Raw genomic sequence first — 13,403 nt, forward strand, 5'->3', positions numbered from 1 at the left:
AGCTAATGGGATGATGTCAACCATGAAGGGACGCGTCCTTGTCGTCGACGACGACACCGCGCTGGCCGAGATGCTCGGCATTGTGCTGCGTGGAGAAGGTTTTGAGCCGTCGTTCGTAGCGGACGGCGACAAGGCACTGGCTGCCTTCCGGGAGGCGAAGCCGGATCTCGTGCTGCTCGACCTCATGCTGCCCGGTAGGGACGGCATAGAGGTGTGCAGGCTGATCCGCGCCGAGTCGGGCGTACCGATCGTCATGCTCACCGCCAAGAGCGACACCGTGGACGTGGTCGTGGGCCTGGAGTCCGGGGCCGACGACTACATCGTCAAGCCGTTCAAGCCGAAGGAGCTGGTGGCCCGCATCCGGGCCCGCCTGCGCCGTTCGGAAGAGCCCGCGCCCGAGCAGCTGACCATCGGTGACCTGGTCATCGACGTGGCCGGGCACTCGGTCAAGCGGGAAGGCGCCTCGATCGCCCTGACCCCGCTGGAGTTCGACCTGCTGGTCGCGCTCGCCCGCAAGCCCTGGCAGGTCTTCACCCGCGAGGTGCTGCTGGAACAGGTCTGGGGCTACCGCCACGCGGCCGACACCCGCCTGGTCAACGTGCACGTCCAGCGACTGCGCTCCAAGGTCGAGAAGGACCCGGAGCGCCCCGAGATCGTCGTGACCGTGCGCGGGGTCGGCTACAAGGCCGGACCGAGCTGACATGACACCCGGCAAGCCCCGTGGCCGCTCCCGCTGGGGAGCGCTGCGGGGCGGTCGGCAGCTCCGTCTTGACGCGGTAGGAGCGCCCGGCGGCCCCGTGCTGCGGCTGTTCGTACGCCTCGTGCGCCGGCCGCTGCTTCCGGCTGTCCGGCTGTGGCGGCGCAACATCCAGCTGCGGGTGGTCGCCGCCACCCTGCTGATCTCCCTCGCCGTGGTCCTCGCCCTCGGGTTCGTGGTCATCGCGCAGGTCAGCAAGGGCCTCCTCGACGCCAAGGAGGAGGCCGCGCAGAGCCAGGCCGCGGGCGGCTTCGCGGTCGCACAGGAGAAGGCCAACACGCCCTATACGGCGGACGGGCCCGACGCCTCCGACAACAAGGTCGGCCGGGATGCCAGTACCTGGATGAACTCCCTGGTCAAACAGCTCGCCAGTGGCGGGCAGAGCGCCTTCGAGGTGGCGGCGCTGGGCGCCGGCAGCGGAACCGGCGAGGAACGGCCGGCCCGCGGAGCCCTCGGCGGCGTCCGCGGAGCCCGCGCCTCCGGCAACGTGGACCCGAACGCCAGCGTCCCGCTGGGGCTGCGCCGCAACGTCAACCACGCGACCGGCGCCTTCAAGACCTTCTCGCAGATCCGCTACACCGACGCCGGGGACAAGCTGCCCGAGCCCGCGCTCGTCATCGGCAAGCGGCTCACCGACATCAACGGCGACCCGTACGACCTGTACTACCTCTTCCCGCTCACCCAGGAGGAGGAGTCCCTCAACCTGGTCAAGGTCACCATCGCCACCGCCGGGCTGTTCGTCGTGGTCCTCCTCGGCGGGATCGCCTGGCTGGTCGTGCGCCAGGTCGTCACCCCCGTCCGGATGGCCGCGGGGATCGCCGAGCGGCTCTCGGCGGGGCGGCTCCAGGAGCGGATGAAGGTCACCGGCGAGGACGACATCGCCCGTCTGGGCGAGGCCTTCAACAAGATGGCCCAGAACCTCCAGAACAAGATCCAGCAGCTGGAGGACCTCTCCCGGCTGCAGCGCCGCTTCGTCTCGGACGTCTCGCACGAGCTGCGCACCCCGCTCACGACGGTACGCATGGCCGCGGACGTCATCCACGACGCCCGCGCCGACTTCGACCCCGTCACCGCGCGCTCCGCCGAGCTCCTCGCCGGACAGCTCGACCGCTTCGAGTCCCTCCTCGCCGACCTGCTGGAGATCAGCCGGTTCGACGCGGGCGCGGCCGCCCTGGAGGCGGAGCCGATCGACCTGCGGGACGTCGTGCACCGGGTCATCGACGGGGCCAAGCCGCTCGCCGATCACAAGAACACCCGGATCCGCGTCCTCGGAGACACCCAGCCGGTGATAGCCGAGGCCGACGCCCGGCGCGTGGAGCGGGTCCTGCGCAACCTGGTCGTCAACGCCGTAGAGCACGGCGAGGGCCGCGACGTGGTCGTCCGGCTCGCCTCGGCGGGCGGGGCCGTGGCCGTGGCCGTACGCGACTACGGAGTCGGGCTCAAGCCCGGCGAGGCCACCCGCGTCTTCAACCGCTTCTGGCGCGCTGACCCGGCGCGGGCGCGCACGACCGGCGGTACCGGCCTCGGCCTGTCCATCGCCGTCGAGGACGCCCGGCTGCACGGGGGCTGGCTCCAGGCGTGGGGCGAGCCCGGCGGCGGCTCGCAGTTCCGCCTGACGCTGCCGCGCACGGCCGACGAGCCGCTGCGCGGTTCGCCGATCCCGCTGGAGCCCGAGGACTCCCGGGCCAACCGGGCCAGGGCCGCGGCGGAGGGCTCCGCGGCCGCCGGGCAGCGGGCGCAGGAGGCGCAGCAGGCGGGGCGCAGCGACCGGGCGCCGATGCCGCCGCGGTCGCCCGTCTCGGGTGCGCTGCCGGTACCGGCCGACCCGACGGCACTGCCGGGCAACGGGGCGCGGGTCGTGACCCGGCCGGGGCCGGTGGAGCAGGGACACGGTTCCGGGGGCGGGGCGGCGAGCGCGCGGTCCGGCGGGACGGCGGGAGCAACCGAGCGAGAGGGTGGCAGCGGTGGAGCGGGCGGAGCCGGCGGAACCGGTGGAGCGGGTGGACCGGGCGGAGCGGGTGGGTCGCATGGGCGCTGAGCCGGGCGGCCGGTCGCGCCGGCGCGGGCCGCGCGCCCTCGGCGCTCTCAGGGCCTGCGCCTTCGGGGCGGCGGGGCTGCTGCTCGCCGGCTGCGCCTCCATGCCCGACCACGGCGAGGTCCGTCCCGTGGAGGCCTCCCAGGGCGTCGACTCCCAGGTCCGCGTGTTCGGCGTGCCGCCGGCCGACAAGGCCAGTCCGCAGGAGATCGTCGACGGCTTCCTGGAGGCCATGACCAGCGATGATCCGCAGCTCCAGACCGCCCGCAAGTACCTCACCGACGAAGCGGCGAAGAACTGGAAGCCCGGAGCGGCGGTCACCGTGCTCTCCGCAGGCCTCGACCGGTTCTCCGTACAGGGCGAGAAGGACCCGGCGGCGCCCCGGTTCAAGATCACGGGCAAGATGCTGGCCACGGTGGACGAGCGCAGCGCGTACCAGCCGGAGACCGGCGACCGGCGCTACGAGGAGTTCCTCCAGCTCACGCAGAAGGACAACCAGTGGCGGATCGCGACCCCGCCCAGCAGCCTGGTCCTGAGCGAGTCCGACTTCCAGCGCATCTACCGGCCGGTCAACAAGTACTACTTCGCAGGCTCCACGCTCGTCGCCGACCCCGTCTACGTGCGCCAGCGCAGTGACCCCGACTCCCGGATGGACCCCACCACCCAGACCGTCACCTCGCTGCTCAACGGTCCCTCCAAGTGGCTCGGGCCGGTCGTCGCCTCCAGCTTCCCCACCGGCACCGAGCTGCGCGAGGGCACCAAATCCCTGTCGGTCGACGGCCAGAACACGCTGCGGGTACCGCTGAGCAAGCAGGTGGACGACACCCCGGAGCCGCTGTGCCAGCGGATGGCCACCCAGATCCTGTACACGGTCAAGGACCTGACGGGCTCCCGGGTCGACCGGGTCGACCTGCTGCGCTCCGACGGCACCACGCTGTGCCAGGTGACCGAGGTGGCCGCGGCGACGATCGCCAACCGGCCGCCCTCGCCCAACCACCAGTACTACGTGGACGCCGAGAACCGGCTCCAGCGGCTCCAGCTGGACCCCAACCGCGAGGAGCAGCAGGACCCGCCGACACCGGTCCCCGGGCCGCTGTCCGGGAACCCGGGCTTCAAGGTGGGCTCCGCGGCCGTGACCTACGACGAGAAGCGCGCCGCGGTGGTCTCCGAGGACGGGCACGGGCTGTACGTGGTCAACCTGACCACCGCCGGAGCGATGCCGCAGCCGCTGCTGACCGGCAAGGGGGCCAAGCCCAACGGCCTGGCCACCCCGACGTGGGACGCGGCGGGCGACCTGTGGGTCGCCGACCCCGACCCGCAGGACCCGACGCTGTGGCGGATCCCCCACGGCACCGGGGCACCCGAACGGGTCGAGGTGTCCGGGCTGGCCGGCGGGCGGATCACCGGGGTCAAGGCCTCGCCCGACGGGGTGCGGATCGCGCTGGTGGTGGCGAAGGAGAGCCGCAAGTCCCTGTACACCGGGCGGATCGAGCGGCCCGACGGGAAGGGCGACGCCTCGGCGGTCTCCGTGCGTGAGCTGCGCCCGGCCGCCCCGCAGCTGGCGGACGTGACGGCGATGAGCTGGGCGCCGCGGGGCCGGCTGCTGGTGGTGGGCCGGGAGAGCGGCATGGTCGTGCAGGCCCGCTACATGCTGGCCGACGGCTCGATGGTCGGGGCCGGGCTGCCCGGGGCGACCGGGCTGGTGGCGGTCGCGGCGAGCGAGGACGAGAAGAAGCCGGTGGTCGCCGAGTCGCTGGAGGACGGCATCGTGTGGCTGCCGCCGGGGGCGCAGTGGCGCACGGTGGTGGCCGGCGGACGGGCTCCGATCTACCCGGGCTGACGGCGGCGGGCGGCGGGCGGCGGGCGGTAGGCCCGTGCCCGGACCAGGGTGAGCCGCGTTTCCGTGGTTGTCCACAGGGGTGGTGGAGTGCTGTCCGCGCCCGGCAGGGTGGATGCCATGCGGGAGTGGTGGCGGGTGCTGGCCGGTGAGCTCGGCGGGCTGGTGCTGCCGGTCGGGTGCGCCGGCTGCGGCGCCGGGCGCGCGGTGCTGTGCGGAGCCTGCCGGTCGGCGCTCAGTGGGGCCGGGGCGGGCCCGGTACGGCCGTCTCCGTGCCCGGCGGGGCTGCCCGTGGTGCATGCGGCCACCGCGTACCGGGAGGCCGTACGAGCCGTCGTACTGGCCCACAAGGAGCGCGGCGCGCTGCCGCTGGCCGCCGTCCTCGGCGCCGCCCTGGCGGCCGCGGTCCGGGCGGGCGGGGCGGGCGGGGCCGGGGGAGGGGGCGTGGCACTGGTTCCCGTGCCCTCCGCGCGGCACCGGGTGCGGGCGCGCGGGCACGATCCGGCGCGCAGGATCGCGCTGGCCGCCTCGGCGCGGCTGCGGCGGGAGGGCGTGCCCGCGCGCGTGACGCCCGTACTGCGGCTGCGGCGGGCGGTGGCCGACCAGGCGGGCCTGGGGGCGGCACAGCGCCGGGAGAACCTCGCCGGGGCCCTGGAGGCGCGGCCCGGAGCCGGGCGGGTGACGGGGTGGGCGGCCCGGATCGTCATCGTGGACGACCTCGTCACCACCGGATCCACCCTGGTGGAGGCGGCGCGGGCACTGCGCGCGGCCGGGATCGGGGCGCCGGTCGGGGCGGCCGCGGGAGCGACCGGGGCTGTGGCTCTGGCGGCCGCCGTGGTGGCGGCGCCGGCGGACTCCTTCGGGCGCCGCGGCCCGGGTGCAACTCGTACAGACCAAAAAACGTGTGAATAGATTTGGAACTGGAAGGGAAGGCGCATCGTTGCAGGTAGTAAGAGGGAACGGCCACCTGAACGGAGGTACGTTCCGGTAGCGGGTGCCGACAACCGGCATAGAGGGATATGTTCGGTTGTAAGGAATTGGCGAACCTTGGGCCCCACGCATCGGAGCGCACGTTTCGAGCGTCTGTACGTTTCGGAAACTTCGTGTCAGAGGTTGTCCCTCGACTCCGAAGTCGGTGGGGTGTAGATCTTGCCGATGGGGGAGGAGGAGGTGGAAGTCGCCAAGTCCGAGGCTCCGGTGTTCACCGGGGTCTGGTGCGAAAGGGAGACGCTTCGCCCCTGGGGCGTGGCTATCCGGGAACGGAGTTCTGCGTGGACATCGTCGTCAAGGGCCGTAAGACCGAGGTGCCCGACCGGTTCCGCAAGCACGTGGCCGAGAAGCTGAATCCGGAGCGGATCCAGAAGCTCGACGCCAAGGTGATCAGCTTGGACGTCGAGGTGTCCAAGGAGCACAACCCGCGCCAGGCCGACCGTTCCGACCGCGTGGAGATCACCCTGCGTTCGCGGGGCCCGGTGATTCGTGCCGAGGCTTCCGCCGCCGACGCGTACGCGGCGCTCGACCTCGCTCAGGACAAGCTGGAGGCCCGGCTGCGCAAGCAGCACGACAAGCGCTACACCCGCCGTGGAGCGGGCCGCATCTCGGCGGCGGAGGTCGCCGACGTGGTACCGGACGCCGCCACTCTGAACGGCAACGGTGAGCCCGTCAACGGCGAGAAGGCGGACGCGATTCCGACCATCCGGATCGGATCGCTGGAAGTGCAGGGCGAAGGCCCGCTCATCGTTCGCGAGAAGACCCACTCGGCCGCACCCATGTCGCTCGACCAGGCTCTGTACGAGATGGAACTGGTCGGTCACGACTTCTATCTGTTCGTCGATTCCGACACCAAGATGCCGAGCGTCGTCTACCGGCGCCACGGTTACGACTACGGCGTGATCCACCTCGACGCTTCCGACGCCGCCTCCAGCTCAGGTGGGCTCGACGGCGCGGGAGCGGGTGGCGCGCTCGGAGGCTGAGCCGCTGATTCCGGACTGATTCCGGGCTGGATCCGGAGGTTCGTGCGGTGCCGGTGTGGTGCCCCCGCGTTCGCCCAGGCGGGCGCGGGGGCACTCGTGTGAGGTGGCGGCTGCGAAACGGTGGCTTGTATGGGTCGGCCGGTAACCGTCGGCCCCCGTTCGGTTACGCGGGCATGGAATCATGTCGGGCAGTCAGCCGGCGGCCGCTCTCGTCGGATTGACCCAGCAGCTCAGCACCGTGGTGCAGGGGGAGGAACGATGGCCGACAGCTTCGGGCCGGTGCGCGACGACAACGGTGCGGGCTGCCGTGAGGAGGACCGGGTGGCAGAGCCGATCCGGGTGCTCGTGGTCGACGACCATGCGCTGTTCCGGCGCGGGCTGGAGATCGTCCTCGCGCAGGAGGAGGACATCCAGGTCGTCGGCGAGGCGGGCGACGGGGCGGAGGCCGTGGACAAGGCGGCGGATCTGCTGCCCGACATCGTGCTGATGGATGTGCGGATGCCGCGCCGGGGTGGGATCGAGGCGTGCACCTCGATCAAGGAGGTGGCGCCCTCCGCGAAGATCATCATGCTGACGATCAGCGATGAGGAGGCGGACCTCTACGACGCGATCAAGGCCGGGGCCACCGGGTACCTGCTGAAGGAGATCTCCACGGACGAGGTCGCCACGGCGATCCGGGCGGTGGCGGACGGGCAGTCGCAGATCAGTCCTTCGATGGCGTCGAAGCTGCTGACGGAATTCAAGTCGATGATCCAGCGGACGGACGAGCGGCGGTTGGTGCCGGCGCCGCGGCTGACGGATCGGGAGCTCGAGGTCTTGAAGCTGGTGGCCACCGGGATGAACAACCGCGACATCGCGAAGGAGTTGTTCATCTCCGAGAACACCGTGAAGAACCACGTGCGCAACATTCTGGAGAAGCTGCAGTTGCACTCCAGGATGGAGGCCGTGGTGTACGCGATGCGGGAGAAGATCCTCGAGATCCGGTAGGGGCCGCAGGTTCCGTTACCGGGTGCGGGTGGGCGGCCCTGCTGGGCTGTCCCCTACCCGCCCTTCCACCGTTCCCCGGGCGCTGCCCGGACCCGGAAGGACCCTGGGGCTCCGCCCCAGACCCCGGTCCTCAAGCGCCGGACGGCTGGAAACCCCGCCGAACGGCCCTTGGCGGAGTCGGGGGTTCAGAGGGTGGACAGTTCCGCTGTGACTGCTTCCGCTTCCGCAGGAGAGCTCGCGCGGTCGATGCGGATCGTGTCGCAGCCGACCCAGGTGGCGGCCTCGCGGAGGGCTTCGGCCATGGGGCGGGCCGCCTTCGGGGTGGTCAGGGAGAGTTGGCGGGCCACCAGGGTGGTGCCCTCGCGGGCCGGGTCCACGCGGCCCTGGAGGCGGCCTCCGGCCAGCAGGGGCATCGCGAAGTAACCGTGGATCCGCCGGGGCTTGGGGACGTACGCCTCCAGGCGGTGGGTGAAGCCGAAGATCCGCTCCGTGCGCGGGCGCTCCCAGATCAGGGAGTCGAACGGGGAGAGGAGGGTCGTGCGGTGGCGGCCCCGGGGGACGGACGCCAGGGCCGAGGGGTCTGCCCAGGCCGGCTTGTCCCAGCCTTCCACCTCCACCGGGACCAGGCCCGCGTCCTCGACCACCGCGTCGAAGTCCTGCTTCTTGAGGCGGTGGTAGTCCGCGATGTCGGAGCGGGTGCCCACGCCCAGGGACTGCCCCGCGAGGGCCACCAGGCGGCGCTTGCACTCGCGGTCGTCCAGCTCGTCGTGGAGCAGGGCGGCGGGGACCGCGCGCTCGGGGAGGTCGTAGACCCGCTTCCAGCCGCGGCGCTCGGTGCAGACGACCTCGCCGACGTCGAGGAGCCACTCGACCGCGATCTTCGTCTCGGACCATTCGAACCATTCGCCGCCGTTCTTGGCGCCGCCCAGTTCGGTCGAGGTCAGAGGGCCTTCGGCGGCGAGGCGGTCCAGGACCGTCTTCGTGGAGTTGTGTTTGTCCTCCAGGATGTGCCAGCGGTGGCCGCGGGCCTTGTTGGCCCGGCGGCGGAAGGCGAAGTGCGGCCACTCCTCCATCGGCAGGATGCAGGCCGCGTGCGACCAGTACTCGAAGGCGTGGTTCTGCGACCAGTACGAGGCTTCGACGGCGGAGCGCCCGACCGCGCCGAGGCGCGCGTACGGGACGAGTTCGTGCGAGCGGGCCAGTACGGAGATGGTGTCGAGCTGGACGGCGCCCAGGTGGCGCAGGACGCCCCGCACACCGCCGCGCCGGTCGGGGGCCCCGAGGAAGCCCTGGGCGCGCAGCGCGATGCGGCGGGCCTCGTCGGCGGACAGGGACAGCGAGGGCAGGGGCGTGGGCGTGGGCGCGGTCGTCATGGCGGAACCCTAGGGCGTGGCACTGACAGGCGAGGGAAGGTACGGGAGGCGGGAGGGCAGGCCCAGGTCCGAGGGGAGCATGGCGCCGGTCCAGCAGTCCCGCAGGGTCCCGCGGTGTTCCATGCCCGCGCGCGCCACGCCTTCGATGGCGAAGCCGGCCTTCTCGGCGACCCGGCGGGAGGCGTGGTTGCCGACCCCGGCGCGCCAGATCATCCGCGGGCAGCCGAGCTCGGTGAAGGCCCAGCGCAGTACGGCGGGCAGTGCCTCGGGCAGGTAGCCGAGGCCGCGGTGCTCGGCGACGGTCCAGTAGCCGAGCTCGTGCGCGTGCTCGCCCTCCGGTGCGACCCCGACGCAGCCGACCAGCGGGCCGCCGGCGCCGAGCCGGATCCCGAAGTTGTACTCGGAGCCGCTCTGCCCGCCCGGGACCCGGGTCACGAAGGACTCGGCGTGCGTGCGCTCGTACGGGACGGAGACCGGTATCCAGCGCTGGATCGCGGGGTCCTGCAGCGCCGCGTACACCTCGTCGGTGTCCGAGGCGTCGAGGGGGCGCAGGACGAGGCGCTCGGTGGTCAGTGTGATCGGTTCCATGGATGGATTCTGCTGTGGGAGGACGGCCGGGGCGAACGGATTCCCGACGGGATCCACGACGGGAATCCCGAAGAGGGACCGCCCATACCGGCACCTTCGGTGCCCCTCACACGTTCTCATTTCCGGGCAGTCCAGCTCCGCGGCAGTGCGGACCTCCCGACGCGACCGCGTCCTCGCTTACGATGGCCGTTGCGGTGGGGCCCACCCTCCGTGCCCGTGCACGAAAACAGTGCCAGGCCCGACCGGCAAGGAGACAAACCTCGGTGTCCGTCTTCAACAAGCTCATGCGTGCAGGCGAAGGCAAGATCCTCAAAAAACTGCACCGCATCGCGGACCAGGTCAACTCCATCGAAGAGGACTTCGTCAACCTCTCCGACGCCGACTTGCGTGCGCTCACGGACGAGTACAAGCAGCGCTTCCAGGACGGCGAGAGCCTGGACGACCTGCTGCCCGAGGCCTTCGCGACGGTCCGCGAGGCCGCCAAGCGCGTCCTCGGCCAGCGTCACTACGACGTCCAGATCATGGGCGGCGCCGCCCTGCACCTCGGCTACGTCGCCGAGATGAAGACCGGTGAGGGCAAGACCCTCGTCGGCACGCTGCCGGCGTACCTGAACGCGCTGTCCGGCAAGGGCGTCCACCTGATCACGGTGAACGACTACCTCGCCGAACGCGACTCCGAGATGATGGGCCGGGTACACAAGTTCCTCGGCCTGCAGGTCGGGTGCATCCTCGCGAACATGTCGCCGGCGCAGCGCCGCGAGCAGTACGCGAGCGACATCACGTACGGCACGAACAACGAGTTCGGCTTCGACTACCTCCGCGACAACATGGCGTGGTCGCAGGAGGAGCTCGTCCAGCGCGGCCACAACTTCGCCGTGGTCGACGAGGTCGACTCGATCCTCGTCGACGAGGCCCGTACCCCGCTGATCATCTCGGGCCCGGCCGACCAGGCCACCAAGTGGTACGCGGACTTCGCGAAGCTGGTGACGCGCCTGACCAAGGGCGAGCCCGGCCAGCCCCTCAAGGGCATCGAGGAGACCGGCGACTACGAGGTCGACGAGAAGAAGCGCACCGTCGGCATCCACGAGTCCGGTGTCGCGAAGGTCGAGGACTGGCTCGGCATCGAGAACCTCTACGAGTCGGTGAACACCCCGCTCGTCGGTTACCTGAACAACGCCATCAAGGCGAAGGAACTGTTCAAGGTCGACAAGGACTACGTCGTCATCGACGGCGAGGTCATGATCGTCGACGAGCACACCGGCCGCATCCTCGCCGGCCGCCGCTACAACGAGGGCATGCACCAGGCCATCGAGGCGAAGGAAGGGGTGGACATCAAGGACGAGAACCAGACCCTCGCCACGATCACCCTCCAGAACTTCTTCCGCCTGTACTCGAAGCTGTCGGGCATGACCGGTACGGCCATGACCGAGGCCGCGGAGTTCCACCAGATCTACAAGCTCGGTGTCGTCCCGATCCCGACCAACCGCGACATGGTCCGCAAGGACCAGGCGGACCTGATCTACCGCACCGAGGTCGCGAAGTTCGCCGCCGTCGTCGACGACATCGCGGAGAAGCACGAGAAGGGCCAGCCGATCCTCGTCGGTACGACGTCGGTCGAGAAGTCCGAGTACCTCTCGCAGCAGCTCTCCAAGCGGGGCATCCCGCACGAGGTGCTGAACGCGAAGCAGCACGAGCGCGAGGCCTCGATCGTCGCCCAGGCCGGCCGCCGCGGCGCCGTCACGGTCGCCACGAACATGGCCGGCCGCGGTACCGACATCAAGCTCGGCGGCAACCCGGACGACCTCGCCGAGGCCGAGCTGCGCCAGCGCGGCCTGGACCCGGAGGAGCACATCGAGGAGTGGGCGCACGCCCTTCCCGAGGCGCTCACGCGGGCCGAGGCGGCCGTGAAGGCGGAGTTCGAGGAAGTCAAGGACCTCGGCGGGCTGTACGTGCTGGGCACCGAGCGCCACGAGTCGCGCCGCATCGACAACCAGCTGCGCGGCCGTTCCGGCCGACAGGGCGACCCGGGCGAGTCCCGTTTCTACCTGTCGCTCGGCGATGACCTGATGCGCCTGTTCAAGGCGCAGATGGTCGAGCGCGTCATGTCGATGGCGAACGTGCCGGACGACGTGCCGATCGAGAACAAGATGGTCACGCGGGCCATCGCCTCGGCCCAGTCGCAGGTCGAGACCCAGAACTTCGAGACGCGCAAGAACGTCCTGAAGTACGACGAGGTGCTGAACAACCAGCGCACCGTCATCTACAAGGAGCGCCGCCGGGTGCTGGAGGGCGAAGACCTCCAGGAGCAGATCCGGCACATGATGGACGACACGATCGACGCGTACATCACGGCCGAGACGGTCGAGGGGTTCGCGGAGGAGTGGGACCTGGACCGGCTGTGGAACGCCTTCCGGCAGCTCTACCCGATCAAGGTCACGGTGGAGGAGCTGGAGGATGCCGCGGGCGACCGCGCGGGCATCACCGCCGAGTTCATCGCGGAGTCCGTCAAGGACGACATCCACGAGCAGTACGAGGCCCGCGAGGCGACGCTCGGCTCCGACATCATGCGCGAGCTGGAGCGGCGCGTGGTGCTGTCGGTGCTGGACCGCAAGTGGCGCGAGCACCTGTACGAGATGGACTACCTGCAGGAGGGCATCGGCCTGCGGGCGATGGCCCAGAAGGACCCGCTGGTCGAGTACCAGCGCGAGGGCTTCGACATGTTCAACGCCATGCAGGAGGGCATCAAGGAGGAGTCCGTCGGCTACCTGTTCAACCTGGAGGTCCAGGTCGAGCAGCAGGTCGAGGAGGTCCTGGTCTCGGACTCCGGTCCGTCGCTGACCAAGCCGGAGATCCGGGCGAAGGGTCTGGACGCCCCGCAGCGGCCGGACCGGCTGCACTTCTCCGCTCCCACCGTGGACGGTGAGGGCGGTGTCGTCGAGGGCGACTTCGAATCGGATTCCGGTGACGACTCGGACGGGATGACGCGCGCGGAGCGCCGTAAGGCCGCGAAGGCCACGGGCGGCCGTCGCCGCAAGAAGTAACCCGCAGGAAGGAACCCGCGCCGTTCGCGGGATCACCGCCGGGGCCGGACACCACGCACAGCGTGGGGTCCGGCCCCGGCGGCGTTCGCGGGCGGGGGCCCGCGGTCCGGGTCACGGGCGGGGGCCGTGGAGTTCCACGGCGGCGCAGCGCCAGCGCAGGTCGGGGCCCTGCTCCAGACGGAAGGCCAGCGCGGTGAGGCGGTCGCCGGTCGCGATGCGGGCGAAGGCCTCGATGACCCCGGGGCCCGGGGTGAAGCGGCCGCATCCGTGGAGGACGGGGCTGAGCCGGCGGGCGTCGTACGCGGGCTCGTGCGGGGGGTCGGCGGGGGCGAGGGTGATCAGCTGGTCGTAGGCCGGGCCGATGGTGTGGCCGATCAGGGAGTGCACGGGGCGGCGTCCGCTGAGGACGGCGAGCAGCCGTTCGGCGAACCAGTGGTGCGGGCCGCTGCCGCGGTGGACGGCGGTGGGCGGCCGGCGCCGGTCGTGGCGGCGGCCGGGCCGCGTGGCGCCGGGGCCGGGGCCGGTGCTCGCGGGCCTCGCGGAGCCGCGGCCCGGGCCGGTGCCCGCGCCGCCGCTGCCGGCCGTTCGGGGGCTTCCGCTCCCGCCCCCGCTCCCGGTGGTCCCGGGGCGCCGGGCGGCCCCGTTCCCGGGCCGGGCCCCGGTGGGTGCGGGGCTCGTGGGGTCGGTGGTGCTCGCGGTGGTGCGGGGTGTGCTGGTGGGCATCGCGGCCGTCCCTGGGGTCGTGCCCGGACCGGTACCGGGCGGTAACTTCGTAGGGACTTCTACGGGGCTGCGAACACGCTCCGCAACGG

At 71.4% G+C, this 13,403-nt stretch carries 10 protein-coding genes; 7 read left to right on the forward strand and 3 right to left on the reverse strand.

Annotation, left to right across the window (positions count from 1 at the left end; all coding sequences use genetic code 11):
* Positions 1–10 precede the first annotated feature (10 nt).
* The 6 genes from mtrA to OG898_RS16750 all read left to right on the forward strand — a co-directional run bounded on the left by mtrA (position 11) and on the right by OG898_RS16750 (position 7,589).
* The gene (mtrA, locus tag OG898_RS16725) at positions 11–700 is read left to right on the forward strand and encodes a two-component system response regulator MtrA (RefSeq protein ID WP_274552971.1); all 690 of its coding nucleotides are present in this window, start codon (positions 11–13) and stop codon (positions 698–700) included.
* 1 nt (position 701) lies between these two features.
* The gene (gene mtrB, locus OG898_RS16730) at positions 702–2,795 is read left to right on the forward strand and encodes an MtrAB system histidine kinase MtrB (RefSeq protein ID WP_250751039.1); all 2,094 of its coding nucleotides are present in this window, start codon (positions 702–704) and stop codon (positions 2,793–2,795) included.
* The gene (locus OG898_RS16735; RefSeq protein ID WP_250751042.1) at positions 2,785–4,632 is read left to right on the forward strand and encodes an LpqB family beta-propeller domain-containing protein; all 1,848 of its coding nucleotides are present in this window, start codon (positions 2,785–2,787) and stop codon (positions 4,630–4,632) included. The genes mtrB and OG898_RS16735 overlap by 11 nt, the downstream gene beginning before the upstream one ends.
* 117 nt (positions 4,633–4,749) lie before the next feature.
* Entirely contained in the window at positions 4,750–5,541 is a 792-nt protein-coding gene (locus tag OG898_RS16740) for a ComF family protein (RefSeq protein ID WP_266957738.1), read from the forward strand.
* A gap of 326 nt (positions 5,542–5,867) precedes the next feature.
* Complete coding sequence (raiA, locus tag OG898_RS16745; protein WP_250751073.1) at positions 5,868–6,602, forward strand: ribosome-associated translation inhibitor RaiA; 735 nt, start codon at positions 5,868–5,870, stop codon at positions 6,600–6,602.
* A gap of 258 nt (positions 6,603–6,860) precedes the next feature.
* Complete coding sequence (locus tag OG898_RS16750) at positions 6,861–7,589, forward strand: response regulator transcription factor (RefSeq protein ID WP_250751046.1); 729 nt, start codon at positions 6,861–6,863, stop codon at positions 7,587–7,589.
* Between the two features lie 185 nt (positions 7,590–7,774).
* On the opposite strand, the gene OG898_RS16755 is transcribed toward OG898_RS16750, so the two are convergent.
* Both OG898_RS16755 and OG898_RS16760 read right to left on the reverse strand, forming a co-directional pair.
* Positions 7,775–8,962 (reverse strand): winged helix-turn-helix domain-containing protein, encoded by a 1,188-nt coding sequence (locus OG898_RS16755; RefSeq protein ID WP_266957741.1) that lies wholly within the window; start codon positions 8,960–8,962, stop codon positions 7,775–7,777.
* 9 nt (positions 8,963–8,971) lie between these two features.
* On the reverse strand, positions 8,972–9,550 hold the full coding sequence (locus tag OG898_RS16760) for a GNAT family N-acetyltransferase (protein ID WP_250751048.1): 579 nt from the start codon (positions 9,548–9,550) through the stop codon (positions 8,972–8,974).
* A 263-nt stretch (positions 9,551–9,813) separates the two neighbouring features.
* Between OG898_RS16760 and secA the strand changes: the two genes are divergently transcribed.
* Entirely contained in the window at positions 9,814–12,591 is a 2,778-nt protein-coding gene (gene secA / locus OG898_RS16765; RefSeq protein ID WP_250751049.1) for a preprotein translocase subunit SecA, read from the forward strand.
* A gap of 111 nt (positions 12,592–12,702) precedes the next feature.
* Here the strand turns inward: secA and OG898_RS16770 are convergent, their stop codons facing one another.
* Complete coding sequence (locus OG898_RS16770; protein WP_250751050.1) at positions 12,703–13,314, reverse strand: Rv3235 family protein; 612 nt, start codon at positions 13,312–13,314, stop codon at positions 12,703–12,705.
* Between the last annotated feature and the right edge of the window lie 89 nt (positions 13,315–13,403).

It is taken from the genome of Streptomyces sp. NBC_00193 (genome assembly GCF_026342735.1).
Lineage (GTDB): Bacteria > Actinomycetota > Actinomycetes > Streptomycetales > Streptomycetaceae > Streptomyces > Streptomyces stoeckheimensis.

Coding starts and splice junctions, on each gene's coding strand:
- OG898_RS16735 (WP_250751042.1), top strand. CDS start 2,785: ATGGGCGCTGAGCCGGGCGGCCGGTCGCGCCGGCGCGGGCCGCGCGCC.
- OG898_RS16770 (WP_250751050.1), bottom strand. CDS start 13,314: ATGCCCACCAGCACACCCCGCACCACCGCGAGCACCACCGACCCCACG.
- mtrB (WP_250751039.1), top strand. CDS start 702: ATGACACCCGGCAAGCCCCGTGGCCGCTCCCGCTGGGGAGCGCTGCGG.
- OG898_RS16740 (WP_266957738.1), top strand. CDS start 4,750: ATGCGGGAGTGGTGGCGGGTGCTGGCCGGTGAGCTCGGCGGGCTGGTG.
- OG898_RS16750 (WP_250751046.1), top strand. CDS start 6,861: ATGGCCGACAGCTTCGGGCCGGTGCGCGACGACAACGGTGCGGGCTGC.
- OG898_RS16760 (WP_250751048.1), bottom strand. CDS start 9,550: ATGGAACCGATCACACTGACCACCGAGCGCCTCGTCCTGCGCCCCCTC.
- OG898_RS16755 (WP_266957741.1), bottom strand. CDS start 8,962: ATGACGACCGCGCCCACGCCCACGCCCCTGCCCTCGCTGTCCCTGTCC.
- mtrA (WP_274552971.1), top strand. CDS start 11: ATGATGTCAACCATGAAGGGACGCGTCCTTGTCGTCGACGACGACACC.